15 protein-coding genes are annotated in these 14,677 nt (G+C 64.9%); 6 read left to right on the top strand and 9 right to left on the bottom strand.

Features of this window, described 5'->3' with window-relative positions:
• Nucleotides 1–48: 48 nt before the first annotated feature.
• From F7R11_RS22075 to F7R11_RS22050, 6 genes are all read right to left on the bottom strand, one after another.
• Nucleotides 49–372, bottom strand: coding sequence for a P-II family nitrogen regulator (locus tag F7R11_RS22075; RefSeq protein WP_064807830.1), 324 nt, complete (start codon nucleotides 370–372; stop codon nucleotides 49–51).
• Nucleotides 369–3,518, bottom strand: a complete 3,150-nt coding sequence (locus F7R11_RS22070) for an efflux RND transporter permease subunit (protein ID WP_064807832.1) — start codon at nucleotides 3,516–3,518, stop codon at nucleotides 369–371. Before F7R11_RS22070 ends, F7R11_RS22075 begins: the two co-directional genes overlap by 4 nt.
• Nucleotides 3,515–4,741: an efflux RND transporter periplasmic adaptor subunit gene (locus F7R11_RS22065; protein ID WP_064807834.1), complete on the bottom strand. Its 1,227-nt coding sequence runs from the start codon at nucleotides 4,739–4,741 to the stop codon at nucleotides 3,515–3,517. Before F7R11_RS22065 ends, F7R11_RS22070 begins: the two co-directional genes overlap by 4 nt.
• Complete coding sequence (locus F7R11_RS22060; protein WP_064807836.1) at nucleotides 4,738–6,087, bottom strand: TolC family protein; 1,350 nt, start codon at nucleotides 6,085–6,087, stop codon at nucleotides 4,738–4,740. Before F7R11_RS22060 ends, F7R11_RS22065 begins: the two co-directional genes overlap by 4 nt.
• Before the next feature lie 117 nt (nucleotides 6,088–6,204).
• On the bottom strand, nucleotides 6,205–6,732 hold the full coding sequence (locus F7R11_RS22055; RefSeq protein ID WP_064807838.1) for a hypothetical protein: 528 nt from the start codon (nucleotides 6,730–6,732) through the stop codon (nucleotides 6,205–6,207).
• Between the two features lie 65 nt (nucleotides 6,733–6,797).
• Nucleotides 6,798–7,190: a winged helix-turn-helix transcriptional regulator gene (locus F7R11_RS22050; protein WP_064809073.1), complete on the bottom strand. Its 393-nt coding sequence runs from the start codon at nucleotides 7,188–7,190 to the stop codon at nucleotides 6,798–6,800.
• A gap of 128 nt (nucleotides 7,191–7,318) precedes the next feature.
• On the opposite strand from F7R11_RS22050, the gene F7R11_RS22045 reads away from it, so the two are divergent.
• From F7R11_RS22045 to F7R11_RS22030, 4 genes are all read left to right on the top strand, one after another.
• The gene (locus tag F7R11_RS22045; RefSeq protein ID WP_064807840.1) at nucleotides 7,319–7,648 is read left to right on the top strand and encodes a DMT family transporter; all 330 of its coding nucleotides are present in this window, start codon (nucleotides 7,319–7,321) and stop codon (nucleotides 7,646–7,648) included.
• Nucleotides 7,649–7,659: 11 nt separating this feature from the next.
• Complete coding sequence (locus tag F7R11_RS22040) at nucleotides 7,660–8,304, top strand: FMN-dependent NADH-azoreductase (RefSeq protein ID WP_064807842.1); 645 nt, start codon at nucleotides 7,660–7,662, stop codon at nucleotides 8,302–8,304.
• A gap of 71 nt (nucleotides 8,305–8,375) precedes the next feature.
• Nucleotides 8,376–8,813 carry an Rrf2 family transcriptional regulator gene (locus F7R11_RS22035; RefSeq protein ID WP_064807844.1) on the top strand — a complete coding sequence of 146 codons (438 nt, stop codon included), beginning with the start codon at nucleotides 8,376–8,378 and terminating at the stop codon, nucleotides 8,811–8,813.
• A gap of 81 nt (nucleotides 8,814–8,894) precedes the next feature.
• The gene (locus F7R11_RS22030) at nucleotides 8,895–9,506 is read left to right on the top strand and encodes an NAD(P)-dependent oxidoreductase (protein ID WP_064807846.1); all 612 of its coding nucleotides are present in this window, start codon (nucleotides 8,895–8,897) and stop codon (nucleotides 9,504–9,506) included.
• On the opposite strand, the gene F7R11_RS27110 is transcribed toward F7R11_RS22030, so the two are convergent.
• From F7R11_RS27110 to F7R11_RS22020, 3 genes are all read right to left on the bottom strand, one after another.
• Nucleotides 9,507–9,662, bottom strand: a complete 156-nt coding sequence (locus F7R11_RS27110; RefSeq protein ID WP_156669033.1) for a hypothetical protein — start codon at nucleotides 9,660–9,662, stop codon at nucleotides 9,507–9,509.
• Between the two features lie 66 nt (nucleotides 9,663–9,728).
• Nucleotides 9,729–11,219: an ATP-binding protein gene (locus tag F7R11_RS22025; protein WP_064807849.1), complete on the bottom strand. Its 1,491-nt coding sequence runs from the start codon at nucleotides 11,217–11,219 to the stop codon at nucleotides 9,729–9,731.
• Complete coding sequence (locus tag F7R11_RS22020; protein WP_021193639.1) at nucleotides 11,216–11,881, bottom strand: response regulator; 666 nt, start codon at nucleotides 11,879–11,881, stop codon at nucleotides 11,216–11,218. The genes F7R11_RS22025 and F7R11_RS22020 overlap by 4 nt, the downstream gene beginning before the upstream one ends.
• 238 nt (nucleotides 11,882–12,119) lie before the next feature.
• Here F7R11_RS22020 and F7R11_RS22015 point away from each other — a divergent pair, with 238 nt between their 5' ends.
• On the top strand, nucleotides 12,120–13,448 hold the full coding sequence (locus F7R11_RS22015; RefSeq protein ID WP_064807851.1) for an Nramp family divalent metal transporter: 1,329 nt from the start codon (nucleotides 12,120–12,122) through the stop codon (nucleotides 13,446–13,448).
• Between the two features lie 208 nt (nucleotides 13,449–13,656).
• A complete protein-coding gene (locus tag F7R11_RS22010; RefSeq protein WP_244199215.1) occupies nucleotides 13,657–14,676 on the top strand; it encodes a GGDEF domain-containing protein in 1,020 nt (339 codons plus the stop codon).
• Nucleotide 14,677 lies beyond the last annotated feature (1 nt).

Genomic DNA, 14,677 nt, shown 5'->3' with positions numbered 1-14,677 from the left:
TTTCGGCGGACACAGTCCGCCGTTTTTCATGGGCGCATCAAACCCGCATCAACCCGTGCGATGCAGAAAGGTGGCCTGTACCACATCGGTCATCCAGATGGCGCTGTCGCCGGTCTGGCCGTGTTCAAGCACCTTGACGGAGGCATCGAACAGCATGCTTGCCAGCGCATCCGACACCACCAGCTCGATGCGCACACGCGGCACGAACTCGGTCAGATCCTCCTTGATGGAATGTGCACCGGCCTGCGAAGCCACCGGCGGGTAACCATTCACCTCGCCCACCGTCATGCCCGGAAACCCCGGACAACCACGCAGGGCCTCATGCAAGCGCTCCAGCAATTGCGGGCGCACTACGATGCGGATTTCCTTCATGCCTTCGACTCCTCATCAAACCATTTGTACAGCGTGGGCAGCATCACCAGCGTGAGCAGCGTGCAGGTCAGCAGACCGCCAATCACCACGATGGCCAGTGGCCGTTGCACTTCCGAACCCGGGCCCGTGGCAAACAGGAATGGGATCAAACCCAGCATGGCCACGGTGGCGGTCATCATCACGGGGCGGAAGCGCATGCGCGAACCCAGCCGCACGGATTCCTCCACCGACATCCCCTGCTCCCGCAAACTGCGGATCGTACTGACCAGCACCACGCCGTTAAGCACCGCGATACCCCATAGCGCGACGAAGCCCACGGATGCCGGCACGGAGAGGTATTCCCCGGTGACGAACAATCCGATGATCCCGCCCACGGAGGCGAACGGCAGCACCAGGATGATCAGCGTGGCGTAGCGCACGGAGTTGAACAGCAGGAACAGCAGGAAGAAGATGGCCGCCACCGTAATCGGCACGATCACCTTCAGGTGGCCCATGGCGCGTTCCATGTTCTGGAACTGGCCGCCCCACTCCAGGTAGTAGCCCTCGGGCAACTTGACCTTCTGCGCCACGGCACCCTGCAGCTCGGCCACGAAGCCGCCCAGGTCGCGGTCACGCACGTTCACGCCCACCACCACGCGGCGCTTACCGAGTTCACGGCTGATCTGCGCGGGGCCATCAGTCACCTCGATGCGGGCGATGCTCTCCATCGGCACCTGTGCGCCGTTGGGTGCTGCCACGATCAGGTTGCGAATGGCCTCTACGCTGCCGCGATACGTCTCCGGCAGGCGCACCACGGCGCTGAAGCGGCGCTCGCCTTCGAAGATTTCCGTGGCTTCCTTGCCGCCGATGGCGGTTTCGATCACGTTTTGCACGTCGGCCGCGTTCAGGCCGTGACGCGCAATGGCCTGCCGGTCAATGGCGATCTGCAGGTACTGCTGGCCTGTGATGCGCTCCACACGCATGTCCTGCGCACCCTGGATGCCCTGCGCCACCTTGGCAATCGCCTCGGCCTTCTCGCGCAGCGTGTTGAGGTCATCGCCGAACACCTTGATGGCGACGTCCGAACGCACGCCCGTCACCATCTCATCCACGCGGTCGGAAATCGGCTGGGCCATGACGATCTGCACGCCAGGCAGCACTTGCAACGCCTTGCGCATCGCCTCGGCAATGTCGTCCTGGTTCCAGCCCTTCGGCCATTCGTCACGCGGCTTGAGCGAGACGATCGGCGTCGATTCGTTCTGGCCTTGCGGGTCGGCCGGCGATTCGCCACGGCCCACACCCGACACAGCGGACTTCACACCCGGCACCTGCATCACCAGGCGCATGGCTTCCATCTCCATGCGGATCGACTCTTCCAGCGAGATATTCGGTGCGCGGTTGATACCGGGCACCACCGAGCCCTCCTTCATCTCGGGGATAAACGCCGTGCCCAGGAACGGCATCAACGCGCCGGTAGCGAAGAACACTGCCACGGCCACGACAACCGTCTTGCGGCCGTTGTTCAGGCTCCATTCCAGCATGCGCAGATACGGCTTCTTCATCTTGCGAATCAGCCACGTGTCGTGTGCATCGTGCTCGGCATGCGGGTCATCGCTGTGTTCGCCTTTCACGTGCTTGTGCACCTTCGGCTTCAACAGATACGACGACAACACCGGCGTGAGCGTGAGCGACAGCACCAGCGAGAAAAACAGCGCAATTGCAATCGTGAAGGCCAGCGGCGCGAACATCTTGCCCTCCATGCCTTCCAGCGTCATCAGCGGCAGGAACACCAGGATGATGATGCCCACGCCAAAGATCACGGGCGTTGCCACCTCTGTTACCGCATGCAGGATGATGCGTGCGCGGCTTTCGTTCGGGTCTCGTGGTTTGGCCAGGTGCGCGAAGGCGTTTTCCACCACCACCACCGAGCCGTCCACCATCAAGCCAATGGCAATCGCCAGCCCACCCAACGACATCAGGTTGGCCGAGATACCGAGCTTGTTCATCGCGATGAACGTCAGCAGCGGTGTCAAGATCAACGTGCCGACCACGATGAGCGACGAGCGTATGTCGCCCAGGAACAGCAGCAGCACGATCACCACCAGCACCACGCCTTCGGCCAGCACTTTGATGACGGTCTTCAGCGCAGAATCCACAAGGTCCGAACGCTCGTAGTACGGCACGATCTTCAGGCCGCCGGGCAGCATGCCGTCGCTGTTGATGACCTTGACGCGATCCTGGATGCGGGCGACGACTTCCTTCGCATTACCGCCGCGCATCATCATGACCACGCCACCGACCGATTCAGTCACGCCGTTCTTGACCACCGCGCCCGCCCGCACCGCCGTGCCAATCTTCACTTCTGCCACATCGCGGATATTCAGCGGCGTACCGTTGACCTCCTTGAGCACGATGGCGCCAATGTCATTCGTGTCACGCACCAGGCCCACACCGCGGATCAGGTACTGCTCCGCAAAGTGCGGCAGCACACCGCCACCGGAGTTGGCGTTATTGGCAGCCAGCGCCTCGAACACCTGCTTGACCGTCACGTTGTGATGGCGCAAACGCTCCGGGTTGACCAGCACCTGGTACTGCTTCTCGTAGCCGCCCTGCGAGTTGATTTCCGCCACGCCCGGAATGGAGCGCAGCAGCGGACGCACCACCCAGTCCTGCGCGATGCGGCGCTGGGTAAGTTCTTCGACGGAGAGTTCCTTGTCGCCATCATCCGGCTTGTCGAGCGTGTACTGGTACACCTCGCCCAAGCCTGTGGAGACAGGCCCCAGCACCGGCGTCACGCCCGCGGGCATGCGCGACTGCACCTCGATCAACCGCTCCATCACGAGTTGGCGCGCGAAGTACACATCCGTCTCATCGGTAAAGACGAGCGTGATGAGCGACAGCCCCGGCTTGTTGAGCGAGCGCATTTCAACGAGTGCCGGCAGGCCGGTCATGGCCATTTCCACCGGCACGGTCACAAAGCGTTCGACCTCTTCCGGCGAGCGCCCGGGTGCCTCCGTGGCGATCTGCACCTGCACGTTGGTCACGTCAGGAAACGCATCCAGCGACAGCTTGCGTGCGGCATCCAGCCCGAAGAACAGCAGCACGGCAGCCAGCACGGCCACCACAAGCCGCTGCTTGAGCGCACCGCGAATCAATGCGTCGATCATGCGCCCTCCATCTCGGCGCGCTTGCGCTCATTGTTCAGGTGGAAGCCGCCTTCAACGACGATGGGTTGGCCAACCTGCACACCCGAAACCACCGGGCGCACACCATTGGATTCATCGCCCAGCTTGACAGGCGTGAGGCGGTAGTCGCTGTCCTTGTCGCCCGCGCGCACGAACACGTAGTCGCGGTTGTCTTCGCGCACCACGGCGGAGGTCGGCACGACCACGCGCTCTTCGGGGCGCGACTGGATCAGCAGCGTGGCCAGCATCGATGGCTTGAGCGTGCGCTCAGCGTTATCGACCTCCGTGCGCACCGTCACCGTGCGCGATTGCGGATCAACGATGTCGGACACCCAGATCAGCTTGCCGACAATGCGCTCACCCGCGCCGGTGTCGACCTCCACCGATTGGCCGGCACGCACACCGGCAGCAGCGTTCTCGGGCACTTCGCCCACCACCCACACGCGTGACAGGTCCGCCACGGTGAACAGCTCGTCGGCCGGCTGCACCACCTGGCCGCGCGTCACCTTGCGCTCGACCACCGTGCCGCTGATGCTCGCCACCACCGGCGAGATCGACGACATGCCGCCCGTGCGCATCTTAGAAAGCGTGCCGGGCGACACGCCCATCACACGCAGTTGGTCAACAGCCGCGCGCACTTCGGCATCGGCCATCGCCAGTTCGCTCTGGCGCTTCTGCAGCTCGGCCGAGCCGATCACATCAGCAGCCAGCAGCAGCTTGGCGCGTTCCAGCGCGCGCGCCTGTAAGTCGCGTTGCGCAGCGGCCTTCTGATAGGCGAGCTGCGCTGCACCCAGCTCGGTGCTGTGCAGTTGCGCGAGGATGTCGCCCGCCTTGACGCTCTGGCCCAGCGTGGCGACCAGCTCCGTCACGCGGCCCGTGACGGTGGCACCGATGCGCGCGACACGTTGTTCATCAAACGCAATCTGCCCCGGCACGCGCAGGCGTTCGGCAATTGGTTGCTTGCCTACCGGCGCCAACTTCAGGCGCTGCACCAGCGTGGGCTGTGCGACAACGAGGTTCGGATCGGCGGCTTGCTGTGCGGCCTTGGCGCTATCAGCAGCGTCTTTGCCGCAGGCACCCAGCAACAGCATCGCCGCCAGGGCAACCCCGGCCAGCCGGATCGAAGAAGAGAAGGAAGACGGTGTGTGCATGGTCGGGCTGGATTCGTGAGTTCGGGAGGCAATGCAGCGGCTCGGGCGTGTCATTGGGCCTCCGGGCGCAGGCGGTCGAGTTCTACGGCGGCTGTGCGCAAGTCCGCGCGTGCGGCAATCAGGTCGTTGCGTGCCTGGCGGAAGACGCGCTGGGCGTCGAGGTAATCGAGAATCCCGCGCTCGCCGTGGCGGTACGCGGCCTCGGCCACACGCAGGGCCGATTCGGCCTGCTTGATCACGCCGGATTCGAGCGCGCTGACTTGCGATTCGGCGATCTCGTATTGGCGGTAGGCGGATTCCACTGCCTGGCGCGTGCGCAACTCGCGGTCGCGCAACAGGGCGCGTGCGCGTTCACGTGCGGCCACCGCTTCGCCCACAGGGCCTTCGCGACGGTCGAAGAGCGGGATCGACATCACCAGGCCCACACGGCTGTCCTGCAGATCGGGTTGGCGGTCGACCGTGCCGCGCAGCGCGAGCGACGGCCAGCGCTGGCTGCGTTCGTGTGCCAAGCGCGCATCGGCCTCACGCAAGGCGGCGCGGTCGGCCTCCAGCTCCGGATGTGTCGCGACAACGGTGCTGACCAGATCGGCCAGCGGTGGCAGGTGCGCCACGGAAGGCGTTTCGGTACCGGCATCCACGTCGAACGTTTGCGGCAGATCAGCACCTACGGCGCGGCGCAGTTCAGCCAATGCCTGTTGCACGCGCAGCGCGGCAGCCTGCGCGTTGCGCTGCGCGTTGAGCAGCTCGGCATCGCCACGGATGAGTTCGTAGCGTGGGGCTTCGCCGGTCTCCACACGCACGGCCACGCCGCGGCGGATCTGCTCGACGAGCATCACATCTTCGCGCGCGTTACGTTGCTCGGCCTCGCGGCGTACGACGTCGTAGAAGCGCAGTTTGAGATCGGCCTCCACGGCACGGGCTAGCGATCGGGCAGCCGCCTGTGAGCCTTCGTAGGCGGCATCGGCGGCTTGCGTGCGGGCAGCGCGCTGCCACGGCAAGTCGAGCTTCTGCGTGATCGACACGCTATTGGTGCGGCCTTCCGCCGCACCCGGCATGCGAGCGCGCTGGCGGCCGGCCATGGCCTCCACCTCGGGATTGGGCCAGGCACGTGCAGTGGCAATGCCCGCCTGCGCGGCCTGCACCTGGGCTTGCGAAGCGGCCAGTGCCGGGTGGTTGGCGCGGGCCAGTTCCAGCAACTGCGGCAAGGTATAGCGCGGCTGCGGAAGCACCTCGTCACGCTGCGGTTGAACGGCCGGCGCAGAGGCACGCGGCAACGATGCCGGCGGCGCGGCATTGGCACTGACGGCCATTGCCGCGAGCACAGCGGAAAGAACAAAGCGTCGCGACGCGCGCGCACCCGCTGCGGGGCACGGGACGGCCGCATCCTGATTGGACAACATCCGAAATCATCCTGAAAAAGAAGAACAGGCAAGCGCGAACGCCCAGCCGGTCGAATCAAACGGCCGGTTGGCGTTGCACTACGAACTCAAGGGGATGGTTTCCGGCGAATGCCGGAATCAGGCGCGGGCAGGCGGACGCAGCATGGGGGCCGGCGTGGGGCCGGCCTGGAACGGCGGAAGTGCAACGCGGACACGCGCGACACGCAGGCCGGGTGCAAGCGTCATGGGAGGCGGCGGCAGCCAGAGTTCTGGCGCGTCGCTGGGGTGATCGGGGGCGGCAGCGTTGCTGGAGGGTGCATCGGGCGCGGTGTGCGCCTGTGCCACCCAGTGCTCCACGCTAAAGCACTGGCCGGGCTGCTTGACCAGCTTGCCGAGCGCCACCTTGATGGCACGCTCGAAGCCCTTGCTGGGCTGGGCAACCGGTTGCACGTCGTCCAGCGCATCGTCGACGACGGCCTCGATGGCTTCCAGCGCATCGTCAGCGGCTTGCCCATCGGGGAAATGCGTGGCCGAGAACACCGTGACGGTAAACAGCAGGCACCAGATCGTGACGATCCACCGTACGCCGCGCGCGCGTGACAGCACGCCACGCGCGTGGGCGCGAGACTGCGTCGGCAAGGCGAAGCGAAGATTTGTCACAAACATGGGCCCCGAATACTAGCAGGAGAATGACTGCATCTGCACATAACTTCCGGCAGAACGCACGGATGTCACTCGGAATCGACCTGCGCGGCGCGAATCCGTTCCATTTCCTGCCAATGTGTCTTCACCCAATCGTCCAAGCCCATGAGCGTGCGGTTGAGCGATTCGCCCAGGGGGCTCAGGCGGTATTCCACGTGCGGGGGCACGCTGTCGTAGATGGTGCGCAGGATGAGGCCGTTGGCTTCCAGCTCGCGCAAGGTCTGCGTGAGCATCTTCTGTGAGATGCCGTCGCCCACGCGGCGCAGGAGTTCGTTGTTGCGCACCGGGCCGTTTTCCAATGCGGGGAAGATACGCAGCGCCCATTTGCTCGCCACCAGTTCCAGGGCGCGCGTCGATGGGCAAGCCTCCACTTCGATGGCGTGTTCCGCGCCCTTCTCATGCGCTTGCTGAGTGTCGGCAATAGCCTTGTTGGCCGTCACGGTTACCTCCGGGTGCGTACTTGTTGGCGTGTGACCGTACCCCTAATCTGGCTCCACTGCAACGCGCCGCTCGCCACCCGAGCAAGCGGCCCGCACGAACCGGAGGTGATATGCAGCAAACCGCTTGGCTCTGGCTATTGGCCGCGGGCGCTGTGGAAATTGCCATGGCGATCTCGCTCAAGTTTGCGCAAGGGTGGACACGCCCCATCCCCAGCGTGCTCGGCATCGTGACGGCGCTGGCCAGCGTGTTCCTGCTCACGCATGCCATGCACGGCCTCCCCGCCGGCACGGCCTATGCCATCTGGACGGGCATCGGCTCGGTGGGCGTCACGCTGCTGGGCATCCTTGTCTTTGGCGAGAGCATGCAGCCTGCACGCCTGGCCTGTATCGGGCTGGTGATTGCCGGCACCGTTGGCCTCAACTTCTTCAACGCTGCATAAGGAGCCCTCACATGACCCGCCTGCTCTATATCGAAGCCTCGCCCATGAAAGCGCTGTCGCACTCCATCGACGTGGCCCGGCAGTTTCTCGATAGCTATCGCGCTGCCCACCCTGACCACGAGATCGACACGATCGACCTGTGGAGCCCAGACCTGGACCTGCCCGAGTTCGATGCCGACATGATCAGCGCCAAGTTTGCGGTGCTGCGCACGCAAGACGCCACGCCAGCGCAACGCGCGCAATGGCAGCGCGCCGTGGCGCTGTCACAGCGCTTCAATGCGGCAGACCACTATCTCTTCTCAGTGCCGATGTGGAATTTTGGTGTGCCCTACCAGCTCAAGCATTTCATTGACGTGGTGACGCTACCCGGCCAGAACTGGAACTGGTCGCCCGGCACAGGCTATCAAGCGCTGCTCTCCGGCAAGAGGGCGGCACTCATCTATGCCAGTGCCGGTGCCTATGCCGCGCGCACCGAAGGTGCGACCGAATCGCCCGACGATTTTCAGAAGCCGTATCTGCGCCGTTGGCTGCGCTTCATTGGCATTGACGACGTGACGGAGATCAGCGCCGCACCAACACTGACCACGCCCAATGCGCTGGCAGCAGCCAAGGCGAATGCCAAGGTGCGAGCCTCGGCACTGGCGACCGCCTTCTGAGTCGCACGCGGCGGACGGGGTTGACTGCACGCATAAGTGTATCTACACTGGTTACACTTTATCTGACCACCATGTCTACCAGCAGCCGCTTCGCCGTCGCCGTGCATATCCTGACCCTGCTTGCCAGCGCAGAAGGCCCGGTGCCGTCGTCGCTCATTGCGGGTAGCGTGGGCACCAACCCGGCGTTGATCCGTCGCCTGGTTGCGCAATTGGCCGAAGCCGGTTTCGTCAGCTCGCAGATGGGTGCTACGGGTGGTGCAACGCTGGCACAGCCGGCAGACCGCATCACGCTGCTCGACGTGTTTCGTGCGGTGGAATCCTCCGTGTTGATCGCGCTGCCGCCCAATGCACCCAACCCGGCGTGTGATGTGGGCCGCGAGATCACCGGCGTGCTGGAGCGCGTGACCGAACGCGCGCAAGCCGCCATGGAAGCAGAACTGGCCGCGCAGACCATCGCGGGCATGCTGGAACAAGTCGGACACGCACAAAAGCGTCGTCGCCGGGCCTAGCGGCTTGGCGTTTTTTTTATCGATATATGTAACCGCATTAATTACATATCGCATCACAGCCACTCAACAAGGAGTTGAACCATGAAGATTGCAATCATTGGCGCCACAGGGCGCGTAGGCACCCGCCTGATCGACGAGGCACTGCGCCGTGGCCACCAGGTGACGGCCATTGCGCGCACCGCCTCCAAGCTGCCGGCACGTGCAGGCTTGACCGCCAAGGACGTGGATGTGGCGGACCAGGCTGCGCTGGTTGCTGCGCTGGCGGGCAACGATGTGGCCTTCAGCACGGTGCGCTTCCTGCAGGCCAATGCGGAGCAGATCGTTGGCGCGGTGAAGAAGGCGGGCGTGCCACGCCTGTTGGTGGTGGGTGGTGCTGGCAGCCTGGAAGTGGCGCCGGGCGTGGCACTGATCGACACGCCGCAGTTCCCCAAGGAGTACTTTGCCGAAGCCTCGGCAGGCCGCGACTTCCTCAACGCACTGCGCTCGGAGACCGAGCTGAACTGGACATTCGTGTCGCCGTCGGCCATCTTCGAGCCGGGCGAGCGTACGGGCCACTTCCGCATCGGCAAGGACACGCTGCTGGTGGATGCCAACGGCAAGCCCTGGATCTCGATGGAGGACTACGCCATCGGCTTCCTCGACGAGACGGAAAAGCCGGCGCACCCGCGCCAGCGCTTCACGATCGGCTACTGATCAGCGGCAGGTGGACGGCAGCGCCAGCGCCTTCTCGAAGGGGGCGCGGCGCAGGCGTGGGTCTTGCGCGGTCAGGCTGTCAGCGCTGCCGCCCACCTCAACACGTGCCTGCCAGCGGCCAGCGGTGCCGCGCGATTCCTGAATCGCGCCCGCCACCACGCCAGCAATGCCAGATACCCCAGCACCACGAGTGCCAGGGCGCTCCGCCTCGCGCCGTGCCGGTCAGTGGCTGTGCGTGTCGGCCATGCCCGGTGGCGCGCCATCCGGTTCGATCGGTTCAGGGGCGCTGTCCAGCGCCGGCAGACGGATCACCACGGCACAGCCCTTTCCACCCAGGCCATCCTCGATGGCCACCGAGCCATTGCCGAGTTCGACAATGCGCCGCACGATCGCCAAACCCAGGCCGCTACCTTGCGACTGGCTGCCGCGCGGGCGGTAGAAGCGCTCGAACACACGCTCGCGCTCGTCGGGCGGAATGCCGGGGCCGGTGTCTTCAATGCGCAGTTCAACCATCGGCACCGTTGCACCCTGGGTTCCTTGCTCGACACGCTTGACCACCACGCGCACCTCGCCATCCTTGGGCGTTTCGCGCACGGCGTTGTCGAGCACGTTTTCGACCAGCGTGGCGGCATCTTCGTGCGACACCGACACCCACGCCTGATTGGCGCCTTCGTATGACAGCGTGACGTTGCGACGCTCGGCGCGAGAGGCTTGCTGAATCACGCCACCGCGCGCACAACCGGCCAGATCGGACAACGCGCCTTGCGCCAATTGGGCTTCCACGCGGCGTGCATCGAGTCGCGCGATGGCCAGCAATTTGGCCAGCGATTGCGTTGCCCGCGAAATGCCGCGATCAAACTCACGCAGTGCGGTGGAGCGATCGTCTTCACTGTCAGAGTGAGAAACCACATACGCCTGCGCCTGGATGGCCGCCAGCGGCGTACGCAGTTCGTGCGCGGCATCGGCAAAGAAACGGCGGTCTGCCTCGATGCCGCGCCGTACACGCGCGAACAGATCGTTCAGCGCTTCCACCAGCGGTTTCAGCTCGGCGTGCTCGACGCTCTGCACCGGGTCCAGATCCGCCGAGTCGCGCGACTCCACCTGGCGTGTCAGCGTGCGCAGCGGCTTGAGACCGACGTGTGCCGCCCAGCCCACCATCACCATCAGCGCGATGGCGAGAATGGCCAGTGCAATCGCCACTTCCTCGAAGAGATCGCGAATGGCGCGTTCATACGCGGAGAGCGGCTGTGCCACGGTGGCCGTGAGCTTGCCATCGACGCTGTCCACCGTATAGCTGCGCCACGGCTTGCCCTCGAGCATGATCTCGACCACGGTGTCGTGCGCCTTGCCACAGGGCATGGTGGGCGCACCAGGGAAGGCGGTGATGACGTGGCCGGCGCGATCGCACAGCACGTAGCGGAATTCACCCGGGAGGATGTTGGGCAGCGAGAGGCCCAGTTTGATGTCGGTGAGGCGGCGCAGGAATTCCTCCCGGCGCGGCACGTCATCCATGTTGAGCGTGGTGAGATCAGCGTAGGCCTGCGCCGACATGCGCAGATCGCTCACCACTTGGCGGCTGTTGGTGCGGGAGATTTCCAGATGCGCGATCACCAGTTGCACCAGCAGCATCAGCACCAGTGCCAGCAGGATCAGTACATACAGGCGAAACGACAGCGACCGGACCCGCAGGATCGCTGGAACCGCCAGCTTCACCGGTTGCCCCCGATCATGTAGCCCACGCCGCGGATGGTCTGGATGGTTTCATTGCCGAGCTTGCGGCGCAGGTGGTGGATGACGACTTCAAGCGCGTTGGCGCTGACGCTGTCGCCTTCACGGTAGAGGGCGTCCATGAGCGTCTCTCGCGGGACCCAGCGATGGGCACGGCGCACGAGTTCAAGCAGCAACTGGTATTCGCGCGGGGTGAGCTCGATGATCTGCCCATCCTGCGTCACGCGCTTTTGCGAGGGCTCGACCACCAGGGCGCCAACGCTCCACTGGTTGGTGCTCTGCCCGGCATGGCGGCGCAGCACGGCACGCAAGCGGGCGACCAGTTCATCCACGGGGAACGGCTTGACGAGGAAGTCGTCGGCACCCGAGTCCAGGCCCTTGAGGCGTTCGGACAGCGCATCACGCGCGCTGGCAATGATGACCGGCACATCGCTGTGCGCGGCACGCAGTTCTTCGAGGAAGGTATGGCCCTCACCGTCAGGCAAGCCGAGGTCGAGCACGATGGCCTCGAACGTGTTGGTGGTGATCCATTTCTGCGCGTCAACCAGGCGGCGTACCCAGGTCGCGTTATAGCCGGCCTGACGCAGCGCGCGGGCCAGTGCGGTGCCCAACGGCAGGTCGTCTTCAATGAGGAGGATGGCGTTCATGCGAGTGAGTCTTGGCGGATCGACGGTAAACGGACAGCCGGCACCTGGGAACAGGCGCCGGCAAAGCTGGAAATCTACCCCAACGGACTGAGATTTGCCTTAAATCTGCCGCGGCAATATGACCCACCCATCACCTCAAAGCGGCGCCAGCAGCCAATATCCGCACGCGCCGCAGCACTTGGCTATCATAAGGCCGCATCGATTGATTTCCTCTTCGTCTTCCGCTCCCGGCCGCGCCATGTTCCGCTTGCCCGCCCTGCCCACCACCGCCACCGCGCCATTCTGCCCGTCCGAGGTGCGCGGCACCGTTGCTGTCCCGCCGGGCATGCCGTTGTGGAAGAAGCTGCTGCGCTTTGCCGGGCCAGGGCTGCTCGTCTCGGTCGGCTACATGGACCCCGGCAACTGGGCAACTGACATCGAGGCAGGTTCGCGCTACGGTTATTCGCTGCTGTTTGTGGTGGTGCTCTCCAGCCTGGCGGCGATGGTGCTGCAGTGTCTGTCGGCGCGGCTAGGCATCGTCACGGGCAAGGATCTGGCGCGCGCCTCGCGCGACCGCTACCAGCCCGGGGCCGTACGCGTGCAATGGCTGTTGGCCGAGCTGTCGATCATCGCGTGCGATCTGGCGGAGGTGTTGGGCTGCGCGCTGGCGTTCCACCTGCTGCTGGGCGTGCCAATACTGGGCGGCGTGGCACTCACCGCGCTGGATACGCTGATCGTGCTGGGCCTGAAGGGGAAAAACTTCCGCCAGCTTGAGGCCATCGTGCTGGGGCTGATCCTCACCATCGGGCTGTGCTACTTCGTGGAGCTGGTGCTGATCAAACCGCACTGGCCGTCTGTGGCGGCCGGGTTGATGCCGTCGTGGCAAAGCGTGAGCGAGCGCGAGCCGCTGTACCTTGCCATCGGCATCCTCGGCGCGACGATCATGCCGCATAACCTGTACCTGCATTCGTCTATCGTGCAGACGCGCATGACGGCCAGCACGGAAGCCGCCAAGCGCGAGGCAGTGGGCTTGTCGCGGCTCGATACCATCCTCTCGCTCTCGCTGGCGCTTCTGGTGAACGGCGCCATCCTGGTGCTGGCCGCTGCCGCATTCCACGCCAACGGCCACCAGGACGTGGCCGACATCCAGGATGCGCATCGCCTGCTCGAACCCATCGTCGGCACGGCGGTGGCCGGGGTGCTGTTCGGCATCGCCCTGCTGGCGGCAGGGCAAAGCTCCACCTTCACGGGCACCATCGCGGGGCAGATCCTGATGGAGGGCTTCCTGGACCTGCGCATCCCCTGCTGGCAGCGGCGCCTGATCACGCGGGCGCTGGCGTTGATTCCGGCATTCATCGGCGTGGCCATGCTGGGCGACCATGCCATCGGCAAACTGCTCGTGATCAGCCAGGTGGTGCTGGGTTTTCAGTTGCCGTTTGCGATGTTTCCGCTGATTCGCATGACCGACGATCGCAAGCTGATGGGCGTATTTGTTAACAGCCGATTAACGTCCATACTGGCTTGGGGTTTATTCGTCGTGATCAGCGTCGCCAATCTTTGGCTCGTGTGGCAGACACTGGCCGGCTGAGGGATTCCCCCCACTAAAAATCCGCGCACAGCGACACGTACCGCCATTAGAATGCGCGCTTTGTTGCGCAATCCGGCCACGCCCGCGCTCGCACCATCCAGCCGCGCCAGTAGGCCACACTCGCCTAGCCTTGAGCGCGAACCCGCCTACCGCCTCCGCCCTACCTGACGCACGCACGCCCTCCCGCGACTATCAAGCGCGCCATTTCGTGCCGATGATTCTCGCGTTGAGCAAATGCGGTGTGCTCGGTTACGGCTTTGCCATCGTGCTGGGCTGGGCCACGGGGCTGGTGCATACGCTGGCACCACTGCTGGTGTTGCTCGGGGTGCTGACCGCCATCGTGGTCATTGCGCAGCGGCATCGTCATACGGGGTTGTGGGGGCCGCTGGCGCTGGCGCATCTGCTTGCAGAAGAGATCGCCATCATCGCCTTTGGCCATCAGGCCGGGCTCGAATGGGTGCTGCCTGCGTTCTACCTGATGCCGCTGGCCACCAGCCCCGCGTGGCTTACGCGCCGGGATTTCTGCATCGCCATGACGTTGTGCACGGCCGGACCCATTGTTGCCGTGCTCAGTACCGATGCACCCGCTGCCACCCTTCACCATGCGTGGCTGGGCATCCTGCTATATCTGCCAATCTGCATTGCCGCGGCGGCGGTCATCCACCGCTACCTGCTGCGCGCCATGGCGCGGCACTTTGCTGCTGAAATCAATCTGGCCGACCGCGCCAACACCGACCACCTGACCGGCATGCTCGCGCGCCAGCGCTTCTTCGAGCTGGGCAGCTTTGCAGTGGAGCGTGCGCAGCACCATGCTGAACCGTTGTGCGCGCTGTACCTGGACGTTGATCACTTCAAGTCCATCAACGATGCATGGGGCCATGCGGCCGGTGACGAGGCGCTGGTGTCATTGTCCGATGCGCTGGCCGACGTGCTGCGCCCGGACGATCTGTTCGGGCGGCTGGGCGGCGATGAGTTTGCCGTGCTGCTGCCCGGCTGCGGATTGACCAATGCGTTGGCCGTGGTGGAACGCCTGAAGGCCGCCGTGAGCGCCAGCGCAACGCCGGTCGGTCCGCTCACGATCAGCGTGGGTGCGGCACCGCTGCGGCCAGGGCAGGATCTGGCCAAGCTGCTGGCCGATGCCGACATCGGCCTGATGGAAGCGAAGCGACAAGGGCGCAACCGTGTGTGTGTGCCACCCGGCGCCCAACACGCCACCGCCGACGCCTGAT

It is taken from the genome of Ralstonia insidiosa (assembly GCF_008801405.1).
GTDB classification, from domain to species: Bacteria; Pseudomonadota; Gammaproteobacteria; order Burkholderiales; family Burkholderiaceae; genus Ralstonia; species Ralstonia insidiosa.
This window is presented reverse-complemented; position numbering and strand designations above follow the sequence as displayed.